Raw genomic sequence first — 22,621 nt, forward strand, 5'->3', positions numbered from 1 at the left:
AAAGATCAGTGAGATTGCGAATTTAGTTGAATTACGGTAACGGGCAAAATGTGGCGGTTATGGCGAAAAATTCAGGAGATAACTATATTAGATGCCGAAACATGTCCGGCAAGGCAGATGAAAGACTTTTGATGCGACCTCGTGATGAACGCAGATTGGATTTTCGATAATGAATGTAAATCCGGGTGATTGTTGCATTGTCTTCACTTTCTGCGTTTTAAACAAAAAACTTCTTATGAGATACCGTTTGGGGTACAAAATAGTACTGTTGTTATTGTTGCCGAAAATCATCGTGGTGCTGGCCGGTTGCGTATGTAATGAAAATATCTTGTACTATAAATACCGTTTTTCAACGCTGGAATTAAAGCACCTGGAGGGTACACAATTGAGGGCGGGGAGTGGTGTTATGACCATCAATAAAAATGCGTATGGCATTCAGATAAAACTGCTGGCCGCTACTTCCCTTGCGCAGGCAAATCCATTATCTGCTTTTATGAGTACGGCCTATGCATTCAAGCGCGGCTGTAAACTGGCCGATTATCAGCCGATGGATAGTATCCGCTCCATTTCGATCGTGGATCTGGCCGAAGAAGGGAGTGCCGGCCCGGCCGGCGATGATATAACCGGCAGGTTCCGGGTTTATAATGGCTCATACCGGGGGATTGAAGATTATGTAAAAACCTTTCGGTATCCCGATTATAATGCAACCGGAATGGAAACGGTTGAAGTTGAAGCGCAACTGCTGCTGATGGAGCCGCCCCAAACCCCGGGGCTGCACCGGTTTGCCGTTACAGTTTATATGAAGGACGGCAGCAAGCTTGAAGAAACCACTGAACCTGTTTACCTGCAATAATAATACGATGCGAAGCACATTTTTTACCGTGGTTGCAGTATTTTGTTTTTTTGAACTGTTTTCCCAGTCTGTACCCACCTACCAAAAGCTGATGAGCCTGGGCGGGGGCGGAGGGTATAATTTTTCTTTAAAAAATTATATAACACGGAACCCGATGGACGGGCTGTTGGGGTACCGGGACCATTACGGGGCCATCAACCCATCCATTTATGTTTTTCCGGCAAAAAGGTGGGGACTAATGATTGCTTTTAATATTGATCCCGTATCGGTGAATGAACAGCAGGTAAACGTATTAAATCAGTCGCTGGAGGCTTACTATTCCGATTTTGAATTTGAGCGCCCTGCTTATGGTCATAACTGGGATTTTGTTGATGACCCAGGCTCGTTTCGGGCGCTTGCCGGCCCGGTATATCGTTTTGAAAACAAGCGTTGGTTTTTTTGGGGCAGCCTGGGCCTGGGCGTTACCAGTTTCAATACGGCCGGTCTCCATGCCGCAGCACGCAAACAACAAACAAATACCTACTATTCAATAACAAAAAAAGGGAAAAGTTCCCCCGCGCCTTTTACTGTTTCGCCGGGGATGCTGGCGGGATACCGGATCTCCCGGCGTATTGCGGTAACTATTAGTACCCGCGCGGCTTATTTTAAGACGGATTTTTCACAGACCGTCTTTCGGACAAACCGTTATACCGGAGTAACGGAGGAGGACCTGGCGCTGCATTTTGACCGCAGCAGCCTTAATCTTGGCGCGGATGCCTCGTTTTTTATCATGATCCCGTTCCCGAAGAAATAGTAATTTTGCAATTGTTTTATTATGAACGGATTGTGTCTTTTTGGTTCGCTATCCTTTTTGTAAAAAAATAATGTGAGGGTTTGTGGTAAAAATTGTAATTAATTCCCTACCTTTGCACTCCTAAATTTTATTCATTATGGCAAGAGTATGTCAGGTTACAGGTAAAACCCCCATTGGAGGACATAAGGTTTCTCACTCCAATATTAAGACTAAGCGCCGTTTTTTGCCTAACTTGCAAAAAAAGAGATTTTACCTGGTAGAGGAAGATAAATGGATCACATTGAAATTATCTACTGATGCCCTGCGCACCATCAATAAAAATGGTTTGTACGCTGTAGTGAAACAATTGCGTGCAAGAGGCGAAAAAATCTAACTAAAGCAGTTTAAAGCATTATACAATGGCGAAGAAAGCAAAAGGAAACAGGGTACAGGTAATTCTGGAATGTACTGAGCACAAGACCAGCGGTCAGCCCGGGACCAGCCGGTATATTACCGTAAAAAACAAAAAGAACAACCCTGAGCGTTTAGAGTTGAAGAAATACAACCCTATTCTGAAGAAAGTAACCGTTCACAAAGAAATTAAATAAATTAAATGTGAAAGTGTGTAAGTGTGCAAATGTGTAAATGGTCTTTATTTCACATTCTCACATCTCCACATTTCCCACGTTTCTCACATTTTCAAATTAATATAAAATGGCAAAAGCAGCTTCAAAGAACTCGAAGGTAAAAGATGCTAAAGCAGCAGCAGAGTCTAAAAACTGGACGAAGGTGATCCGTGCAGTCCGTAGCCCAAAAACAGGTGCCTATACCTTTAAGGAGCAAATCGTGCACAAGGAGAAAGTTAAAGATTTTTTAGCTCAGAAATAAGCTCCTGCTTTCATTATCATATTAAAAGCTGTTCGTTTTTTTAAACGGATGGCTTTTGCTTTTTACGTTAGAAGTTTGATGTTTGACGTTTATGGTTTTGGTCGTAACTTCAAACTTTAAATCCCGTTCGATCCGGGTTATCCGGGTGGGCTTAAACCTGAAACAAAGAGAATGAGTTTTTTTGGAAAGTTATTTGGAAAGAAAGAGAAGGAGTCGCTGGATCAGGGTTTGCAGAAAACCAAGGAAGGGTTTCTTTCAAAGATCAGCAAGGCGATTGCGGGGAAGAGCACGGTTGATGAGGAAGTGCTGGATAGCCTGGAAGAAGCGTTGGTGGGCGCCGATGTGGGTATTGAAACCACGGTACGTATTATTGAACGGGTAGAGAAGCGGGTGGCCAAAGATAAATATATGGGCACCAGCGAGCTGAACCGGATTCTGCAGGAAGAGATTGAAGGAGTGTTGGTGGAGGCGCCTTCCGGATCAAGCTATACTTTTGAAAGTGAACTGCCTGCCAAACCCTATATTATTTTGGTAGTGGGTGTAAATGGCGTGGGCAAAACAACCACCATCGGTAAGCTGGCCTATAATTTTAAAAAAGCCGGCAAGAATGTGCTACTGGGTGCAGCGGATACCTTCCGTGCCGCTGCGGTGGATCAGCTGACCATCTGGAGTGAGCGGGTGGGAGTGCCGATTGTGAAGCAGGGAATGGGCAGCGATCCTGCTGCTGTTGCTTTTGATACCGCTCAGAGTGCGGTAAGCCGGGGCAGCGATGTGGTGATCATTGATACCGCAGGGAGGTTACACAATAAAGCCCACCTGATGGATGAGCTGAACAAGATCAAACGGGTGATCCAGAAATTTATACCATCGGCCCCCCAGGAAGTATTGCTGGTGCTGGACGGCTCTACCGGGCAAAACGCATTGGAGCAGGCCAAGCATTTTACGGCTGCTACGGATGTAACGGCACTGGCTATTACAAAGCTCGATGGAACGGCAAAGGGCGGCGTGGTGCTGGCGATTGCCGACCAGTTTAAAATACCGGTGAAATTTATTGGCGTGGGTGAAAAAATGGAAGACCTGCTGGTGTTTGATAAACACGAGTTTGTAGATAGTTTGTTTAGCCTGGATAAGTAAGGGCCATGAAACCACGAAGACTCAAAGGCCCGAAGACACACGAAGAGGGGAATAAAACTTACTGTTTTTCAGCGCTTCAGTGGCTAATATTAAATTCTTAGTGTATCCTGGTGCCGTGGTGTCTTTGTGGCGCCGTTGGTTTATTTCACGCAAAGACGCGGAGGAGCAAAGGCGCGGCGGTTTTATCGAATGCTTCGTGCATCATCGTGTCCTTGTGTCTTTATGGCCGCGAAACCACGAAGACTCAAAGGCCCGAAGACACACGAAGAGGGGAATAAGCCTTGCTGTTTTTCAGCGCTTCAGCGGCTACTATAAAATTCTTAGTGAATCCTGGTGCCGTGGTGTCTTTGTGGCGCCGTTGGTTTATTTCACGCAAAGACGCGGAGGAGCAAAGGCGCGGCGGTTTTGTCGAATGCTTCGTGCATCATCGTGTCCTTGTGTCTTTATGGCCGCGAAACCACGAAGACTCAAAGGCCCGAAGACACACGAAGAAGGGAATAAAACTTACTGTTTTTTCAGTGCTTCAGTGGCTACTATAAAATTCTTAGTGTATCCTGGTGCCGTGGTGTCTTTGTGTCCATGAAAAAAAATATTTACAGCAGCCTCCAGGTTGTCAGAAATTCCATCCCGCTTTAAAGCCTACAAAGCTTTTTGTGCCGTCTTTCATCCAGGCTTCATACCTGGCCTGCAGATCAAAACCCAGTACCCGCAGGCCAACACCCGGCGACAGGATAAAGGCGGAACCATCATAATGATTGCCACTATATTTGGCGCTGCCTGCTTCCAGCTTTACGTACAACAATGGAATAAGGCGGTATTTCAATCCCGCGCGAACAGGAACGGCTTTGAGGTCATACACCCGGTAGGGGTTGCCTGCTTCATCGGTGCGCTCCGCTCCCCGAAAATACATATAGCCAACAGAGCCGGTAAGCGCCAGCTTTTTGATGAGCCGGATGTCGGCGGCGCCACCCACACCGGCGCCCCAATTAAAGTTATTGCCAAATTCGCCCTGTGGAACCGCATATTCCCCGTAAGGACCAATACTAAAACCTTTCCATTGCGCCCGCGCGGTGACGGATAAACAAATTGTAAATATAGGGATGAGCAAAAAATGAAAATATTTCATGGAGCAGGGGAATTTACTGTTTAATAGCGCTTCTTCTTTTTCTGCAATTATTGTACCCTTATTGCAGCATCAGTGGATCGGGAAAATGAAAGAATGGCGGGTTTTTTTGCCGGCGGCTAAGTAACTGTAATTAGGTATTTTATTACTTTGAAGACTGCAATAACTTCAATTGTTTTTTTAAACCAAAAAGTTAAATTATGAAAACGATTCTTTTTATTGCGTTCGCATTGTTTGTTGGGAGTGTTACCAGTTGCAAAAAAGGAGATACCGGCCCTGCTGGTCCACAGGGTGCTACGGGAGCACAAGGTACCCAGGGCCAAACGGGAGCACAAGGCGCCCAGGGCCAAACAGGAGCCACGGGTTCTACCGGTGCTACCGGGCAACAGGGCACTACAGGGGCGCAGGGGCCGGCGGGAACAGCTAATGTTCAATATTCTGACTGGTTTACCCCATCTACGTATGCAGTAAGTCCTCATTTCGGCATATACGAATTTGTATTTGATAAGGCCGCCCCAGCTATTACCCAGGCTATCCTGGACAAAGGAACGGTTCTTGTTTACGGTAAGTTGAATGGTTATAACACCAGTTTATGGCCTGCCAATCAGACGGCGCAACTGCCTATCAATATATTATATCAAATAGGAACAGCAACCAATACGGATACCTGGTCGGCAATTGCCACCGTAGGAAATTTAAGGATCAAACTCGTAAGCAGTATGAATGCTTATAGCAGTTCCGGAGAAATTAGCCCTGCTCATGCGTTCCGGTACGTGATCATTCCGGGTAGTGTTGCCATTGCGCTGGCAAACGGACGTTCCATCAATAGCCTAAGCTATGCGCAACTTTGCGGTACGCTGAATATTCCTCAATAGGGCGTTGTCAGAGGCTTTTCAGGCTTGCTTCCAGTGCCGCTATTTTTTCCTCCGCATCTGCTTTCTTGCGGCGTTCGATGGCTACCACTTCCGGTTTGGCATTTTGTACAAAACGCTCATTGCCGAGTTTTTTATCAACCGATGCCAGAAAGCCCTGCAGGTATACCAGGTCTTTTTGCAGCTGCTCTTTCTGCAGGGTGGTATCCAGCTCCGTAGCGGGCAAAATAAACAGCTTGTCTTTACCTACTAAAACGTTGATACATTTATCAACCGTTTCTGTTGTAATGGCAATGGCTTCCACATTGGCCTGACGTCCCAGGATCCAAGCAAAGTCAACATTGGTATAGTTATCCGGCTGTGCCGTTTGCACAAAAAGTTTCACCGGTTCTTTGCTCTTAATGTTGTTCTTCACCCGCGCATCACGGATAGCAGTGATGGTTTGTTTCAGCAGTTCGCCCTGTGCCAGTATGCGGTTATCTGTAGCCTCTGTGGGCGCATATTGTTTTACAGAAAGATCATCGCTTTGGTCCTGCAACTGGTGATAGATCTCTTCGGTAATAAACGGCATATAGGGGTGCAGCAATTGCAGCAGCTCTTCAAAGAAGGCGATGGTGGCCCGCAATTTAGCGCCGCTCGTGGGCTGGCCCTGTGCAGGCTTTTGCCATTCCAGGTACCAGGAGCAGAAATCGTCCCAGATCAGGGAATACAATGTTTTTAATCCTTCGCTGAGGCGGAATTCACTAAAAAGGTTTTCCATTTCGGCCTTTGCCTGCTCAATACGGTTGCGCATCCAGGAGGCAGCAGTATCCGCTTCACCAGTGGTAGCTTCCGTAATACCATTGGGATTGTTCTGCCACATACGCACCAGCTTCAGCGCGTTCCAGATCTTATTATTAAAATTGCGGCCCTGTTCCAATGAGCTTTCGTCAAACAACAGGTCATTGCCCGCGGGGGCAGAGATCATAATGCCAAAACGCACAGCATCGGCGCCGTATGTGTCAATGAGCTTGAGCAGGTCCGGTGAGTTACCCAGCTGCTTGCTCATTTTACGACCCAGCTTATCCCGCACCATGCCGGTGAAGTATACATCTTTAAAGGGGATTTCCTTTTCGTATTCCAGGCCGGCCATAACCATCCGTGCTACCCAGAAGAAAATAATATCCTGCCCCGTTACCAGCACCGATGTGGGGTAGTAGTAGCTGATATCGGCATTGCCGGGATTGGTAATACCATGGAACACCTCACTGGGCCAGAGCCAGGAGGAGAACCAGGTGTCGAGGACATCGCTATCCTGTTTAAAGTCGTCAATAGTGAATGGTGAATGGTCCATGCCTTTTGCGGATTCACTATTTACTTTTGCCCATTGACTAAAAGCTGCTTCTTTATTCTCTGCCACCACAAAGGTTCCGTCGGGCGCATACCATGCCGGTATTTGCTGACCCCACCATAACTGGCGGCTGATGCACCAGTCTTTCACGTTCTCCAGCCAGTATTTATAGGTGGCCAGGAAACGGTCGCCGGGGTGTATTTTTATATCGCCATCCACTACTGCTTTTAATGCAGGCTCGGCCAGCTCCTTCATTTTTACAAACCACTGGGTAGAGATGCGGGGTTCTACCACGGCATTGCTGCGCTGGGAAAAACCGTTCTTGTTAACGATGTCCTCTGTTTTTACCAGGTTACCCGCTCTGTCCAGGTCTTCCACAATTTTCTTACGCACGGCAAAGCGATCTTCCCCTACATATAATTGGGCGGCTTTGCTCAGGGTGCCGTCTTCATTCAGGGTATCAATCACCTCCAGGTTATGTTTCAGCCCCAGGTTATAGTCGTTGATATCATGTGCCGGAGTGATCTTCAGGGCCCCGGTACCAAATTCCATATCCACATATTCATCAAAGATGATGGGGATGCGGCGGTTAAGCAGGGGCACAAAAGCATAGGCACCTTTTAAATGTTGGTAGCGCGCATCATTGGGGTTTACGCAGATGGCGGTATCGCCCAAAATGGTTTCCGGGCGGGTAGTGGCAATGGTAATAAATTGATTAGCGGTGCGCATATCTTCTTTGTCCGCTAAAATATCAAAATCAATAATTTTTGGTATCTTTGCATCAGCGGGAGTCGTTTCGGACGTGTGAGAGAAGGATTCCATTCCCGGAATCTCCGGGTTGTCGGAAGGCACAGCTCGCCCGCTTGTAAGGGAAGATTCTAATCCAGTCTTCCCTTTCATTTTGCGCATAGTTTGCAGCATCAGTTCTTCCCGGCCGGTTCTTATCTCCTCTAAGTAAATAATGGTGCCGTCTTCAAATGTTTTACAATAAGTGATCGTTTCTTTTTGTTGTTTGTTCGAACCTGATGCAACTACCTCATCAGGTTGGTTCAATACATCAATGATCAATTCAAAGTCCTGCTCTGTTATCGCAATCTGCCCCCGGCCTTCTTCTATAGCCGGGTTGCCATGGTTATTGAGTATATGATTAAAACTGCTTCTGTCTATTGCGTGTACATAACCTTCATTAATTTCAATGCCTGTAAGTGCTGACAGGAATACCGCACCCTCCGGTGTTACGCTTCCAATAACCGTTTTATCAATGGCATTAGACGGATCCGATTTGATTTTGTTTACAAGGCTCCGAACAATGTTTTTTGCTTTTGCCAGCAATTCCTTTGCTGTCCAGATCTTCAGAAGGGGCTCCCCAATCGTGCCCGTTTCGCCGTCCAGCTTGTATTGTACATAATACAGCTTGCTCTGCACCTCGCGGTATTCCACTTCCTCATCGCTGAGGGCTGTTTTGGCGGCCGGGTCCCAGTTGATCATACGGGCGCCCCGGTAAATGAGCCCTTTATTATACAGGTCTACAAAAACCTTTATAACGGCTTTGTAATAGTGATCGTCCATGGTAAAGCTTACCCGGCTCCAGTCTACACTGCAACCCAGGCGCTCGATCTGGTTATAGATAATGCCGCCATATTTTTCTTTCCATTCAAAAGCGTATTTCAGGAATTCTTCGCGGGTCAGGCTGTTTTTATCAATGCCCTTTTCCTCCTTCAGCATCTGCACTACTTTGGCCTCCGTGGCAATGGATGCGTGGTCGCTGCCGGGTACCCAGCAGGCGTTAAAGCCGCTCATGCGGGCACGGCGCACCAGTATGTCCTGCACGGTTTCATTGAGAGTGTGTCCCATGTGCAGCACGCCGGTAACATTGGGGGGCGGAATGACCACGGTATAGGCCGGGCGTTCATCCGGGGTGCTGTTAAAATACCCTTTTTTCTTCCAATGCCCGGTCCACCGGGTCTCAATAGCTGCTGGCTCAAAATTCTTTGTTAATTCCATAAGGCGGCAAATTTACTGCATTTTTTGCATCGAAATAAATGTTAGGAGGGGGAAAACAGCAGCCGCAGACCACACCGCAAACCAGAGCGCAGTGCTGCCGGCAAAGGATATGGAGGTAAAAATGCGCGGGTAAATTGATGAAGCGGTAACAGGGCCGGCCGCCCGGTTTTTTTGGCGTAAAAAGGCTTCCGGATCAGGCTTGCTTTATATGCCTGCAAGCCGTTAAAGCCGCTTGTTCCAGCGCTGTGCAGGCTGCAAGTTGGCAGGCTACCAATGCCTGCCGGGCCGGGGAGCAGCGTTCCATCGCGCTCATCAGCTTTGACTCCATATAAATCAGCGTAGCTTTTTGCATCGAGTCTGGCGCCGCACCGGGTAGCATGGCCTGTATCAGCTGCATTTTTTGGGATAGGTACCCATAGCGTTGCTGCATTTTATCCAGCATGCGGGCAGCACGGGCCGCTTCCATGGCTGCCTTGCCGGCCCGGTGGTTCAGGAGCTTCGCTGTTTTTGCCTGCTGCGCCAGTTGGTGCTGTTGCAGGGCGGTGGCCTGCGTTTTGTTTGCAGGCGGTTGTTGCAGCAGCAGGTGCAGTTCCGCCAGCCGGGTACTTGCGGGGCCAGGCAGCTGGCGACGCCCGCTTTCATACATCGATAACAGGCCACGGGTAACGCCGATCAATGCCGCCAGTTCTTCCTGGGTAAGCCCCCATTGTTTTCTAAAGTTTTTCATAACAGCCAATTATTGTTGCAATAAAAATAGTATTTATTGTTGCAGGTACAATCGTTGCAATGTTAAATACAGATAAAATAGTGCAACAAATTTGTTGCACTATTTTACGTTGCAATTTTTTATGAAACAGGCTAGTTTGCCACATAAAGGGTAGCCGGCTTATTCTGCAGGTGCAGGTCAGCACAGTACCGCAAGCGGTTTTTAGCGTGGCGGGGGTGTGGAGCCAAATTGATAAGCTATTTGAGTAAAAGATCCCGGATCCCGGCGCTTGGGCAAATAAAATGGTAAATTTGCAACCGGAACCGTTTTGATCTAAATAAACACGATGTCAATAACAAAAGAATCCGAACTTATAGGCATGCAAAACGCAGGTAAGGCCGTTGCATACACACTAAAGCAAATGATGGACCATGCCCGGCCCGGCATGACCACAAAAGAGCTGGATGACTACGGCGCTAAAATTCTGGCCGGCTTTGGCGCCCGGCCCGCGCCCGCCCTCACCTATGGGTTTCCGGGCTGTGCCTGCATCAGTGTGGACAATGAGTTTTGCCACGGCATTCCTTCCGCTAAGCGGATCCTGAAAGAAGGCGACCTGGTAAATATTGATGTATCTGCGGAGCTGAACGGTTTTTGGGCGGATAACGGCGCATCCTTTGTTCTGGGAAACGACATTCATCAGCATCAAAAACTGGTAGCCGCTTCCAGGGCCATATTAAAACAGGCCATCGACCATATTAAAGGCGGGGTAAAGATTGCAGACGTGGGCCACCTTATGGAAACGCAGGCCAAAAAGAGCGGGTTTATGGTCATCAAAAACCTGGGCGGGCATGGTATTGGCCGCGGCCTGCACGAGCAGCCGGAGGAATTACTCAACTATAAAAACCGGTATGACCAACGCCGGTTTAAGAAAAACTCCGTGGTAGCTATCGAAACCTTTATATCCACCAGCTCCACCTATGCCACCGAGCTCAGCGATGGGTGGACGCTTGTAGGCAACAACGGCGGCTATATGGCCCAGCACGAGCATACCATAATGGTAACCGGCGGCCAGCCCGTTATACTAACGGAAATGAACGGCATCTTTAATTAACACCCCGTATAGCTTCAATAATCAATCGTATTTTTTATTAGCCCGGCTGTAGTGCTTATAGCGGCCAGGTTGCGTCGCACTCTTGTGCTGCAGTGTCCTGATGACCATCGCATGCGCGTCAGGTTAAGAACAGCTCATGTTGCCATGAAATGTAGTACGGGTAAGCCTTTTACGCCCAAAAGGATCGCATCTTTTAATGGCAAACAGGCGCAGCGCGCCGTTGACCCCTATAACGATGAGCGCCCAAAACCTCCCGTAGCCGCAGCGCGGCGGTAATTTCCTGTGCATGGCTTGTACCAACCGCAATGATTACCGGTGCGCTGCGCTGCAGCTCCCAGGGCAAAAATTAACCTGACGCGCATGCGATGACCATCGGGAGCATCTGTTTTGTATCCGTCCTGATGTGATATATCTTACTACTGGTACTTTTAAACCTCAGTACTTCAATATAGAGCAATTGGAGGTGCATGTTTAAAATAAGCATGTGTAGTATAGCCTTTGTAAGGCCCATCGTCCGGATCTTTATATGCTACCAATATAGAGGTATACGTTAATTCGGAAAATTTTCACCAGGTATGAAAAAGTAAGTATTTTAGAAAAAACTATTTCATTGAAACTTGTTACAAAACTCACCGAAAGCGATATTGTCCGGTTTGATTTTTACCTCCTTTATAAAAAATCGATCTTCAGAATGATTACCGCGCTGATGATTTCAGTCATTCCCCTTTTACTGTTGTTTCCAGACACAGCAAAAGCCAGTATGCCAAACGCGTTAATCTTTCCTGTTTTGTTTCTGGTTGTGCTTCCTATAAGTGTATATATAAGATCCAAACGGAGTTTTAAAAACAATCACCGGCTGTGTGAACAAATTGAATATGTTTTCGGCGATCAAAATTTAACCATTACCGGCGAATCGTTCAATGCAACCATGACCTGGGATAAAATTTTCAAAGGCACCAAAACCAAACGGTGGATGCTCATCTGGCAGGCCGGGGATTTAACAAGCATCATTCCTCTAAGGAGCATTTCGGAGAGCGATATCCAAACCCTAAAAGAAATCCTGCAAAAACATGGAGTAAAAAATAACTTATAGGTAGCTTTCTAATATGGTACAGCTCCTGTTATAAAAACCATCGGCCCGGTCTTGCAGGCCTGCCCACATTTTATAAAATCTGTAATTTATTCCGCCAGACAAAACCGGTTACAGAGCGGGAATAATCAGGCACGCCCATAGGGTTGTCCGCTTGCCGCTCCGGGGCCAACCCATGCGGCTTCTCGTAGTGCCCGTTCTCCACAAAGGCCATCGGCCCGGCAAATAGTTACAACACCGGAATTTATTCCGGGGGAGCTGCCATGCTACCGGAGTGGGGAGTGCCATCGGTATTCCGTAAAAATGCGTATAACCGGGTTGTCAGATAATCAGGTATTTGAGAAAAATAAAATTACTTTGTTTCAATCGAATTATATTTATTATATGAATAGATTTTACAAAAGCCGATACTTCGTTTTAGTTTCTGTTTGCATTTTGCTTGCCTTTATGATATTTTCGAAATATATGAGAGATTCCGGCTATTTAAGCGTGAGGGTAAATGGTTTAATAGGTATCGCTTGTTGGGTGTTGATTTTTTTGGTTGTTATTGCGGCCAGGAAAAGGAAACGACGGGAACTAAAATAGTTGAAATACTTTTCAAAGAGCGTTTGGAGCAAGGTGGGTAGAGAATAAAAGAGTTTTGTTTGGCGCAGATCGCTGATCTGTCTGCCTACTCGCCGGTCTCCCCGGCCCCACCGAAGCAGTACCTGCACCACCGCCCCAAAGGGCCATCGGCCCGGCATATAGTTACAACACCGGAATTTATTCCGTGGAAGCTGCCATGCTACCGGAGCGGGGAGTGCCGTAGGCACGGTCTATAAACCCGCTCGTTGCCCCGGTCTTCCGCATCAAAGCGGGATCCCACGGGCAGCATAAGGCTAATCATTTTTTACTATTTATTAGAAAATAAGTATATGAGCATAGCAACCGGTATTTAAAAAACAGACAAACCATTGAAAAACAGAAAGGCAAAAGCGGTTGCCCAAACAAAACGGTTCATAGAAAAATAGATAGCCCGGTACCCCAGCATCGCCGCACCATAGCATCGCCGCCTTACAACCTCCGGTTGCCGTTCTTATATGGGTTTCCGGAACTTTTTTTGAGTTTGTTTTGCAGACTTTAAACGGCTGCATTTTTTATGTGAGTGCCATACGGCCATCAGCATTACCCATCAGCTACAGAGACACTACCCCCATACGGTTTTCCGTAAAAATGCTTTTCCGTTGGTGTATAAATATTGTCCCGGCTGCAGTACCGGTGGTGGCTGTATCCCGCTGAAAGCGGGATCGCACTCTTGTGCTGTAGTACAGGTGGCATCGATCTGAGCCTGTCCCGTTGAAAGCGGGATCACTCACTTGTGTTGCGGTGCATAGGGCATCAGTTTAGCGCCCGTGTCCCGCGTCCTCCAAATGTAAATGCTTGCCCCATGTCTCCCCGGTCCTAATCTCCCCCAATGCAAGTGCACGCCAGCCCAGCCCGCCCGATTCCCTAAATCTTAGTAATTAATCTCCCTTACGGTTTTCCGTAAAAATGCGCTGTTGTGGAAGTATATATTTGTACAAACCGCCGGTAATGATTTTTAGTAAGTTGTAAAAAAGTCCTATATTAGCAAAACAACCATTTGGAAAAATTAAACTGCTGAAGCTCAAAAACCAGAACGGTTGCGGAACTAATAAAATTTTAAACAATAAAAGCGATGGCGTATTCGTATTTAGGCGTTTACAAACGACTATAAGCGTTTATTAATTGGCATACCAAGCGGGCGCCTTACTGCTCCAATCAGTAAACAGATAACCATATGGACAAAATAAACTTAGTTAGAGAAATACGGGAACTTAAAACACAACTTTCTTATTCAAAGAATATTGGCTTCTTCTTTGGCGCAGGAACTTCATGTGCATTGAAAATTCCTAACGTTGAGCAGTTGACGACAGGAATTGAAGAAAAATTGGAAGGGGAGCAGCTGAAAAATTTCAAAATAATAAAAGCTGACCTAGAACCAACGCTTCGGCCACGGAAAGTTAACATAGAAGATATTTTAAACCAAATTAGAAGAATAAGAGAATTAACTGGCGAATCGAAAAAAGAGTATCTTAAGGTAAGCGGAGAAAGAGCAAGAGAACTAGATAAAGAAATTTGTACCGTAATTTATGACATCATTGCAGAAAAAGAAGCTATTGCAGATATTGACAATACCAAGAAATTTTTCGCATGGTTAAGTTTATTAAACAGAGATTTTTCTAAAGAGGTTTTTACTACAAATTATGATTTAATAATTGAAAAATCTTTGGAGGCAAGTCAAATTCCATACTTTGATGGTTTCGTTGGCTCGTACGAACCCTTTTTTTGGCAAGAAAGTATTGATCAGTTTGTAACTAAAAACGATTTGACACAGAACTGGATTCGACTTTGGAAAATTCACGGTTCTTTAAGTTGGTTTTGGAAAGAAGACACAAAAACTAAATCTCAAAAAGTAATAAGAATTGGTAAAATAGACAACATAAAGGACGAGGAAAATGAGTTAGTGATTTATCCCTCAAAGGAAAAATACGACTCATCAAAAAAGCAGCCGTTTATCGCATATTTTGACAGGTTAAAAAACTATTTATTAAGCGGAGAATTGCTATTTGTTTTTACTGGTTACTCTTTTTCCGATCAACATATAAACGAGATTATTTTTAATTGCTTACGACAGAATAATCGGCTTACAGCATTGGTCTTCTTTTTCCAAGACGCAGAAGTTGAGAATCTTCACAGGCATACGTCGTCCTATATGAATTTAAATGTTTTTGGTCCGACTAAAGCAATTATCAATGGGAATTTAGGAGAATGGGAATTTTTAAAAACGGAACTCAAGTCACCTGCAGAGAAGTTTGATCATTACTGGAATCAAACTGAAAATAAGTTTATATTAGGAGATTTTAATGCGCTTGCTAATTTTTTAATTACAAATTCAGGTAAAAAAGAAGCAATAGAAACGATTACAAAATGACAAGCGAAGTTACATACTTGGGGAAAATAATCCGTGTTGATTCAAGTACTGTAGAAGTTGAAGTTTCTAATGACATTCCTTCTGCTGCACCTATTATCAATGGTAGATTATATAAAATTGGACAAATTGGCACTTTTGTGAAAATGCCAATTGGAAACATTTGTATTTATGGAATTGTTTCTTCTGTTAGTAATACTCCGAATAAGTTGGAAGATTCTCAACTTAAATACAATTTTGGTTCAAGATTTTTGACAGTTCAGCTTGTTGGAGAAAAAATCGGGGATGATGATTTTGAAAAAGGTGTTGGAACATATCCAACGATAAACGATGAAGTACATTTGGTAATCGAAAAAGATCTTTTTGATATTTATGGTAAGAAAGATGCAGGTTCAATAGAAATAGGAAAGCATTCATCTTCTGAAAATCTTTCGGTTTACACAAACATTCATAAATTAGTATTACGTCATAGTGCTATATTGGGTTCAACAGGAAGCGGAAAATCAAATACGACTGTTAGTGTTCTTAAAGCAATTCTCGATGATTATGGTGGTTCAAGAGTTGTATTAGTTGATCCACATGGCGAATATGCTTCTGCGTTTCCTGATGCTAAGGTATTTAAAATTAATGATGAAAATAATCCACTGTTCATTCCTTTTTGGTTAATGAACTTTGATGAGTTGGCCTATTTTCTTGTAGGAGCAAAGCCGACTGATGATCAACGACCAGAATATAGGCTGTTTAGAGAGTTAATTACCACTCTGAAAAAGGATAATAGTGTTTTGGTTTCAGGAACAGTAGACAAAAATTTTATAACCTCAGACTCTCCAATACCGTTTAGCTCAAGGGAGCTATGGTGGAGGATGAATTGGTGGTTAAATGCAACTTTTACATCTGCAAATAAAGACGACCAAAACAAAACAACTGCTAAACAAACAGATGAGGGTAACTATGATAATCTAGAACCGGCCAAATTTGAACCCTATTCTGTAAATAACCAACCGCCATTTAAATCCAAACATAGTGAATATTATTCCTATGAAAAGAAAGTCCTGTCGCGATTAAAAGATAGCCGATTTGATTTTCTGTTCAATCCAGGAGAATTTAAGGGAGTTGCTGGTACAAAGGACTTGTGTAGTTTATTAAATGCTTGGATAGGAGGCGATAGCAAACTTGCGATATTGGATTTGAGCGGAGTTCCCTTTGAGGTATTAGATATTACTGTTGGTTTAATTACACGGTTTGTTTACGATAGTATGTTTTGGGGGAGAAACGAAGCATATACAGGCAAGCAAAGACCGCTATTGCTAGCATACGAAGAAGCACATACTTACCTTAGTAAAAATGACAACAACAGCTATTCAAAATTAGCAGTTGAACAAGTTTTTAAAGAAGGCAGGAAATTTGGTTTAGGCGCATTAGTGATATCACAAAGGCCATCTGAAATTTCAGAAACAATTTTGGCACAAGTAGGAACTTTCATTGCTTTACGGCTTACTAATTCGGGAGATCAGTCAATTGTAAAATCTTCTGCGCCCGACAATTTGAATAGTCTGATCGATTTGCTACCTTCTTTACGGACAGGAGAAGCAATTATCGTTGGCGAGGCTATTAAAATTCCTTCACGAGTGAGAATCAAATTAAATAGCCCGAGACCAACAAGCGAGGATCCTAAATTGGTGGAAGGCTGGACAAAGCAGCATCCACTTAACGATGATAATTACAAAATAGTAGTAACAAGAATAAGACAACAAAAGTTTTAACTATGATTAGAGAATATGTTGAATCGAGCATGATAACCAGTTTTGGTTTTGATCCAAGTATTTCTACTTTAGAAATCGAATTTAAAAGTGGAGTTGTGTGGCAGTATTTTGATGTTCCGGATAGTGTTTATTATGAAATGAAATCTGCAGCATCATTTGGAAAATTCTTTCATGCGAATATCAAAGGTCAATATGCGGAATCCCAAGTCGGCTAACGTAATTAACGACTGCTGCAAGCACGAACCGTTGACAAAGTGTTGCTAAACGTAGAACGGAGGGGTTTGAGTGAAATTTAATTCTTTTATTCGATCAGATGTATTTTTTCGTAATTGAAAAGATTAACTATGTTGGCCAATAACCATTTGGAGAAAATTGAAGCTGCTAAAGAGCAAATGCCAAAATGGTCGCGGAATAAATGCATTTTTAACAAATAAAAGCTACTAGCTAGTCGTGTTGGAAAGTTTACAAATGACTAGGTCCGTCTGGTAATTGCGCTAGTCGGAGAATTGGTAGCAAAATTAAGTGGGATATTTTATAAAAATGACAAAACGAAAAAAAAACAAGACGGTATTTGTAGTTGGAGCAGGATTTTCCGTTGAAGCAAATGCACCATCTCAAGAGAAACTGGTAAAGAAAATATTTGACGTACACAATTCTAACCCAGAGGTTTTCAAGGAAAATAAAATTAGAGAATTTGTAGAATTCTTAAATGATACTCTTTGCATTCCAACAGAACTGCAAGAAACTATTCCATTAGAAGATATTTTTACCCCTTTAGATAGCTGTATCGCCAACAATACAACATTTAAAAATTTAAGTGTTCAGGAAATTTCAAACAAACGAAAATTAGTATTTGAGCTTATTGGATTAACGCTTCAGTTTTTGCTTGAAAAGTCAGATAAGAATTACATTAATGAGTTCGCTCGTTATGTTGTACAAGTATCCAAATCAAGACAAGAATGTTACAGGACAATTGACCCGATTTCAATAATTAGTACTAACTGGGACATACTTTTGGATAATTCGCTTTACAACAAAATTAGAGATCAAAGTGATTTGGGAGTTGTAGATTATTGTTGCTATATAAGTTCTTACGATGAATTTGACGATTCAGTAAAGCCAGGGCTTGAGATTTTAGGGAAAGGTGGTTTCAATGTAAAATTTCTAAAACTTCACGGTTCTTTAAATTGGCTGCAGTGTCCTAAGTGCCAAAGAATTTATGTTAAGTTTAATGAGAAAATAGCAATGGACCCATATGCAAGTATTGCGCAACCAACTTGCAGACATTGCGACGGGAATTTTGGGAAGCAAAAGTCTCACTATCTTGTTGCTAATCTTATAATGCCGACTTTTCTGAAAGATTTATCTAACCCTCAATATAAAATAATTTGGCAGAATGCAGGAATTGAACTTTCAGAGGCAAAAAAAATAGTTTTTATCGGTTACTCATTGCCTCAAGCCGATTTTGAAATGAGACAACTTTTGTCTAGGATGGTTGATGTCGATACTGAAATAGAAGTTGTAAATTTTAAAGACGATAACAATCCTAAGATCTACGAAGATTTAATTAAAAACTATAAACAATTCTTTGGAAGAAATATAACAGCTTTTGAAGATGGCGCATCAAAGTATATTGAACAACTAGCAAAGCAATAGAAAGTCGGGGACGGGTTAATTGGTCCTTTTTATTTCTATCCTTTTTCAATATGACCTTTTCGGAAAGAAACTTTTGGATGAAAGATAATGGAGTAAGAATTATTTCGGAAGCTTTCCGTCATAATTGAACAGTTCTATTAGTTTTACTTTGAGGGCTGTTGAAAATTTAATTAGGGTAATTAGTTCAATATTTTTTTTCCCGTTCTCAATTCTACTGATATCAGCATTAGGGATGCCAGAAGCCACTTCAAGATCAAGTTGGGTAAGGTTCCTGTGTTTTCTTAATTGGTGCAATCTTTTTCCAATTGCAATAAGTTCTTTATCGATTTGACTTTCCATTAATAAAATGAAGGTCAAAAAAAATATTAAAAAATAATTTGTGTCATAACACAAATTCTGTATATTTGAATTGTTATTGATAAATGACATTATTTTTGCGATTACTTCATAAAAATTATTTGAAGCATTCGCTTTGAATCTCGAACTGAAACGTCGGAACTTTCAAGTACACGGGATGATAAGCAGAATAGCTCACGACCTAGGCGTGGGCTCTCTTATCCGTGTACAGGTCTCCGACGGCCTCAGTTCGGTAAGTTGAGCACCACGCCTTTTTTTGTGCGGTGCCCAACCAAAAACCTATTGTTATGAACAATGCCGTTGCTACACCCGCACCAAACACCAACACCGTATTTAATGAAGCACAATGGCTGCAAGTGTTGTTCCTGCTGGCAGATACCCAAACCTGGCTGCAACAATTGCAGGAAGGGCTTATATGGCAGTTGCCGGTAAAAAAACAGAAAAAGCTGCTGCGCCAGGGCTGGTACCTCAGCGCCAAAGTGCTGGCGCATATTTTAGAGCGGCATTATTACAAAGTGCCGCGCCACCCGCTTACCGGCAAGTTTACCATTTCCATACCGCAAATTGTAGCCTGTATACGGGATGCGTACCAGCAGCCACCAGCGCCCGTGCCACGCAGCACCCACCTGCAGCGGGTATGGGATGCAGGCACGCCCGTAGGTTATGATCCTGCTGGTAACACCGTAACCACCATTACGGTAATAGCCACCATCACCGGGGAAATTATGACCGCCTTCCTCGGCCTTATGCCGTCCTGCTCCCGCCCACAAGCAGGGAGGGACCCCTCCGAAATCATGTAGTTGTAGTAAGGTTAAAGGGTTTTGTTGAGGTTTCTCGACAAGCTCGAAACGACAACAAAAAAATCACCCCAAAACAAAAAACAGATGAAAAACAAAACACAAAATGATCCATTTAAAACCCATTGCTGGGCCTTTACAGTGGTTACAGATCCGTACCAGGTATTTGCAGAATGTTTCGTTTTTACAGACATCGGTTCCTATCGCAAAACCATCCGGCAGGTATTGCTATCCGCCGCTCGTAATAAAGTGCATAAAAAGGAATCACCCGCATCGGTGCTGGATCTGTTTAAAGCCATCCACTCCGTAATGCTTGCTGCACGGGCGCTTTATCGGCAAAACAAAACCAGTGAACTGCAATTGAAGCCGGAACAGTTTATGGATAAGCGGCTCTATACCCGTCCCGGCGCTGCTTTTGCAGAATGGGAATACCTGCCCAAAACCTTATCGAAAAAGGAGTATCAAAATCCCTATTTGGTATTCCATCGTTTTTTTAAATACCAAAACACAGAGGCGTGGCAGCAAAGCATGGAGCAGGTATTAAGCAATGCCTTCTCCGGTTATGCCAGTGACCATACCCTTCATTTATTAAACCTGTATCTGCACCTCACCCGGCTAATGGAAGCCGCGCATTTAATAGATGTACGGGAGGTGCTGCATGTAGATGGCGATCTAAAACCGGGCCCGACCTGTTAGGTCTGCCCACCGCGGCAAACAGACCTAACAGGTCTTTTCCTTCACCCCAAAACGATAACGTATGCAATTCCTAAGAACAACCGACCCCTTTCACACAGAAAGCTGGTGCCTGGAGGCCACCACCAATCCGTACCGCGTGTTTGCCCTTTGTTTTTACCATGCCGGGGATATACACGAGTTTCGCAAATGGCTTTTACATCTCTTTCTGTTTATAGAGCAGTTTGAGGGGCAAACCCAAATACCTCCTTTTAAGCTCTGTTGCGCGTTCATGGCCATCGGTTCGGTCATTGATGCCGCGCATTATATTTATACCAATGATCTGGAGCCAGACCAGCAGGCAGATTTAAGCATCCTTGCAGACGAAGCCCTACCCGGACAAAAAAAGTTTGCCAGCTATTTTATAGAAAAGGAGCAGGGCAACATCCGCAAAGTAATAGAACAATTTTTTGCGTATCAAACCTGCGATGAGTGGAAATCCAGCATGCACATGGCGCTGTACCACGGCGTTACGGACCGCGCCTTGGGCGTGGAGATGGATGAGTTTTCCGTATGGTTTTATTTAATGAAGCTGCTGGAAGCCGCCTATATCCAATCCCGCGGCGTGGATATTTACGCATAAGCACAGGTCGGTGAGGCCGGCGCCAGTTGGGTCAATCATTCTTTTGTCATGCTGAACTTGTTTCAGCATCTATACATAAATTTTGCTAATCCTGAAATGGGAACAGATCCCGGAACAAGTCCGGGATGATATCTTCAGGGTGACCCGTAAGGATGAATGTTGTCGCTTCGTAGACGCTCCTCCTTTAAGAAAATCAACATCACTACGCTCAGGCAAGAAAGATCATCGTCACCTCGACCGTAGCGGAGCGATCTTTACGGAATCATCCCTGCAAAGGAAATTTTGAAATTTATTTGTTAACAATAATGATGGCGTAAAGATTTTTCGGCTGCGCCCGAAATGATGAGTAAGCACAGGCCGGGAGCGCCGGGAGAGAGCGGAAGGGGCTCGCAATTACGGGCAGTCCGGCATCAGGGAGGAGATGCTTCGACTATTCCCGGTTTTCACCGGGATCCGCTCAGCAAAACCAGCGGGAACAAAGCCCGCTGGTTGCACAGATACACTCAAAAAACAAATCTGCTCTCTATATACTTACCAACTATGCGATGATGCAAATTTCTTCTTCCTCTTGCTCTGTTGCTACATCTGCCGTTGCTTCCGCAGGCATTTGTTTTACTCTTCTTTGTCCTACCAGTAATACCACCAATGCCAGCAACCCGCTGGTGGCAATAATAATGGCCAGGGGCGCGGGTGTTTTATTATCAAACACACCGGTAAGCGCCGCCGCCAGTGCACCCAGTCCCATTTGCAGCGCACCCAATAGTGCCGATGCACTGCCCGCCTCCTTACTAAAAGGCAGGATGCTCAACGCCGCGGTATTGGGAGAGCTGATGCCCAGGGTACAGAAAAGAAGAAAGATAACGGCAATAGTGCCATACAACCCCAGGATGCCGGTGGTAATACCCGCCAGCAACACAAACCCGATGATCGTTTGCAACAGGATCGATGCGGTCACTAATTGCTCACTGGAATATTTTTTCAGCAGCACCGCGTTCAACTGGCTGCTGCCGATAAGCCCGGCGGCAATAATAGCGAAGATGGTACCGTATGCAGTTTTAGAAACTCCAAAATATTCCATAAACAAAAACGGTGATCCGGAGAGGTAAGCAAAAAGCCCCGCAAAGGATACGCCGCCTGCAAAGGCATAGGTAAAAAATTGCGGATTTTTAAGCACACTGCCAAAGGCATTAAGGATGGGGCGTGGTTTTAAGGATACCGAAGTATCCGGCGCCTTGCTTTCCTTAAACTGGAAGATCACTGCGGCCAGCGTGGCAGCGGCAATCAACGCCAGTATAATAAATACATCCTGCCATTTGTAATAAGCCACCACATAGCTGCCAAAAGTAGGCGCCAGGATAGGGGATACACCTAATAACAAAATAAGCAGGGACAATACCTTGGCGTTATCCTCTAATGGAAACAGGTCACGCGTAATAGCGCGGGGTGCTACCATGGATACGCAACAACCCAATGCCTGTATAAACCGTAATGCGATCAGCGCCTCCGGTGTACGCACCAGCACACAACCAATGGATGCGGCAATATATAAAACCAGTCCAATGATCAATGGGCGTTTTCTCCCATAACGGTCCAGCAACGGCCCGCTGATAAGCTGACCCACGCACAGTCCAATAAAGAAACTGGACAGGGAATAGGCAATGGTGTTGATAGAGGTATGCAGGTCCTTTGCCATAGCCGGGAAACCCGGCAGGTACATATCTATCGAAAACGGACCAATAGCGGTGAGTAAGCCAAGGATGGCGATGAGCACCACCCTTGTTCGCTTATTATTAATATCAGTTGTTTGCATAACACTTGTTTTTGGATGCAAAACATTTTCCTTTTTTTACCGCAAGGGCGC

Annotated in this window: 22 protein-coding genes; 17 read left to right on the forward strand and 5 right to left on the reverse strand. The window is 44.4% G+C overall.

Annotated features, from left to right (window positions below; all coding sequences use genetic code 11):
* The first annotated feature begins 235 nt into the window (after nt 1–235).
* From GGU45_RS20835 to ftsY, 6 genes are all read left to right on the forward strand, one after another.
* Nucleotides 236–853: a DUF5034 domain-containing protein gene (locus GGU45_RS20835; protein WP_435228083.1), complete on the forward strand. Its 618-nt coding sequence runs from the start codon at nt 236–238 to the stop codon at nt 851–853.
* A 7-nt stretch (nt 854–860) separates the two neighbouring features.
* A complete protein-coding gene (locus GGU45_RS20840) occupies nt 861–1,646 on the forward strand; it encodes a hypothetical protein (protein WP_435228085.1) in 786 nt (261 codons plus the stop codon).
* 136 nt (nt 1,647–1,782) lie between these two features.
* Entirely contained in the window at nt 1,783–2,019 is a 237-nt protein-coding gene (gene rpmB / locus GGU45_RS20845; RefSeq protein ID WP_435228087.1) for a 50S ribosomal protein L28, read from the forward strand.
* 25 nt (nt 2,020–2,044) lie between these two features.
* Nucleotides 2,045–2,233: a 50S ribosomal protein L33 gene (rpmG, locus tag GGU45_RS20850; RefSeq protein ID WP_018628657.1), complete on the forward strand. Its 189-nt coding sequence runs from the start codon at nt 2,045–2,047 to the stop codon at nt 2,231–2,233.
* A gap of 106 nt (nt 2,234–2,339) precedes the next feature.
* Nucleotides 2,340–2,513, forward strand: coding sequence for a DUF4295 domain-containing protein (locus GGU45_RS20855; protein ID WP_114788942.1), 174 nt, complete (start codon nt 2,340–2,342; stop codon nt 2,511–2,513).
* Between the two features lie 171 nt (nt 2,514–2,684).
* Nucleotides 2,685–3,647 (forward strand): signal recognition particle-docking protein FtsY, encoded by a 963-nt coding sequence (ftsY, locus tag GGU45_RS20860; protein ID WP_435228089.1) that lies wholly within the window; start codon nt 2,685–2,687, stop codon nt 3,645–3,647.
* Between the two features lie 613 nt (nt 3,648–4,260).
* Here the strand turns inward: ftsY and GGU45_RS20865 are convergent.
* Nucleotides 4,261–4,773: an outer membrane beta-barrel protein gene (locus tag GGU45_RS20865; RefSeq protein ID WP_435228091.1), complete on the reverse strand. Its 513-nt coding sequence runs from the start codon at nt 4,771–4,773 to the stop codon at nt 4,261–4,263.
* 197 nt (nt 4,774–4,970) lie between these two features.
* Between GGU45_RS20865 and GGU45_RS20870 the strand changes: the two genes are divergently transcribed.
* A complete protein-coding gene (locus GGU45_RS20870; RefSeq protein ID WP_435228093.1) occupies nt 4,971–5,645 on the forward strand; it encodes a hypothetical protein in 675 nt (224 codons plus the stop codon).
* Between the two features lie 7 nt (nt 5,646–5,652).
* On the opposite strand, the gene GGU45_RS20875 is transcribed toward GGU45_RS20870, so the two are convergent.
* Together GGU45_RS20875 and GGU45_RS20880 are read right to left on the reverse strand one after the other, a co-directional pair.
* Nucleotides 5,653–8,976 carry a valine--tRNA ligase gene (locus tag GGU45_RS20875; RefSeq protein ID WP_435228095.1) on the reverse strand — a complete coding sequence of 1,108 codons (3,324 nt, stop codon included), beginning with the start codon at nt 8,974–8,976 and terminating at the stop codon, nt 5,653–5,655.
* Between the two features lie 193 nt (nt 8,977–9,169).
* Nucleotides 9,170–9,703, reverse strand: coding sequence for a helix-turn-helix domain-containing protein (locus GGU45_RS20880; protein WP_435228096.1), 534 nt, complete (start codon nt 9,701–9,703; stop codon nt 9,170–9,172).
* Between the two features lie 325 nt (nt 9,704–10,028).
* Here GGU45_RS20880 and map point away from each other — a divergent pair, with 325 nt between their 5' ends.
* From map to GGU45_RS20915, 7 genes are all read left to right on the forward strand, one after another.
* Complete coding sequence (gene map, locus GGU45_RS20885) at nt 10,029–10,793, forward strand: type I methionyl aminopeptidase (RefSeq protein ID WP_435228097.1); 765 nt, start codon at nt 10,029–10,031, stop codon at nt 10,791–10,793.
* A gap of 144 nt (nt 10,794–10,937) precedes the next feature.
* Entirely contained in the window at nt 10,938–11,069 is a 132-nt protein-coding gene (locus GGU45_RS20890) for a hypothetical protein (RefSeq protein WP_435228099.1), read from the forward strand.
* Between the two features lie 415 nt (nt 11,070–11,484).
* Nucleotides 11,485–11,886: a YcxB family protein gene (locus GGU45_RS20895; protein WP_435228101.1), complete on the forward strand. Its 402-nt coding sequence runs from the start codon at nt 11,485–11,487 to the stop codon at nt 11,884–11,886.
* Between the two features lie 1,795 nt (nt 11,887–13,681).
* Nucleotides 13,682–14,875 (forward strand): SIR2 family protein, encoded by a 1,194-nt coding sequence (locus GGU45_RS20900; RefSeq protein WP_435228103.1) that lies wholly within the window; start codon nt 13,682–13,684, stop codon nt 14,873–14,875.
* Nucleotides 14,872–16,635, forward strand: coding sequence for an ATP-binding protein (locus GGU45_RS20905; RefSeq protein WP_435228104.1), 1,764 nt, complete (start codon nt 14,872–14,874; stop codon nt 16,633–16,635). Before GGU45_RS20900 ends, GGU45_RS20905 begins: the two co-directional genes overlap by 4 nt.
* Nucleotides 16,636–16,637: 2 nt before the next feature.
* Nucleotides 16,638–16,850, forward strand: coding sequence for a KTSC domain-containing protein (locus GGU45_RS20910; protein WP_435228105.1), 213 nt, complete (start codon nt 16,638–16,640; stop codon nt 16,848–16,850).
* A 325-nt stretch (nt 16,851–17,175) separates the two neighbouring features.
* Nucleotides 17,176–18,291, forward strand: a complete 1,116-nt coding sequence (locus tag GGU45_RS20915) for a hypothetical protein (RefSeq protein ID WP_435228107.1) — start codon at nt 17,176–17,178, stop codon at nt 18,289–18,291.
* A 99-nt stretch (nt 18,292–18,390) separates the two neighbouring features.
* Here GGU45_RS20915 and GGU45_RS20920 read toward each other — a convergent pair whose 3' ends face one another.
* Nucleotides 18,391–18,630: a helix-turn-helix domain-containing protein gene (locus GGU45_RS20920; protein WP_435228108.1), complete on the reverse strand. Its 240-nt coding sequence runs from the start codon at nt 18,628–18,630 to the stop codon at nt 18,391–18,393.
* 305 nt (nt 18,631–18,935) lie between these two features.
* On the opposite strand from GGU45_RS20920, the gene GGU45_RS20925 reads away from it, so the two are divergent.
* The 3 genes from GGU45_RS20925 (at nt 18,936) to GGU45_RS20935 (ending at nt 20,760) form a co-directional block, all read left to right on the forward strand.
* A complete protein-coding gene (locus tag GGU45_RS20925) occupies nt 18,936–19,448 on the forward strand; it encodes a hypothetical protein (protein WP_435228110.1) in 513 nt (170 codons plus the stop codon).
* Nucleotides 19,449–19,532: 84 nt separating this feature from the next.
* Nucleotides 19,533–20,141 (forward strand): hypothetical protein, encoded by a 609-nt coding sequence (locus tag GGU45_RS20930; RefSeq protein WP_435228112.1) that lies wholly within the window; start codon nt 19,533–19,535, stop codon nt 20,139–20,141.
* 61 nt (nt 20,142–20,202) lie between these two features.
* Nucleotides 20,203–20,760, forward strand: a complete 558-nt coding sequence (locus GGU45_RS20935; RefSeq protein WP_435228114.1) for a hypothetical protein — start codon at nt 20,203–20,205, stop codon at nt 20,758–20,760.
* 538 nt (nt 20,761–21,298) lie between these two features.
* On the opposite strand, the gene GGU45_RS20940 is transcribed toward GGU45_RS20935, so the two are convergent.
* On the reverse strand, nt 21,299–22,570 hold the full coding sequence (locus tag GGU45_RS20940) for a multidrug effflux MFS transporter (RefSeq protein ID WP_435228116.1): 1,272 nt from the start codon (nt 22,568–22,570) through the stop codon (nt 21,299–21,301).
* Between the last annotated feature and the right edge of the window lie 51 nt (nt 22,571–22,621).

The sequence above is a fragment of the Niabella hirudinis genome (assembly GCF_051201075.1).
GTDB lineage: Bacteria > Bacteroidota > Bacteroidia > Chitinophagales > Chitinophagaceae > Niabella > Niabella hirudinis.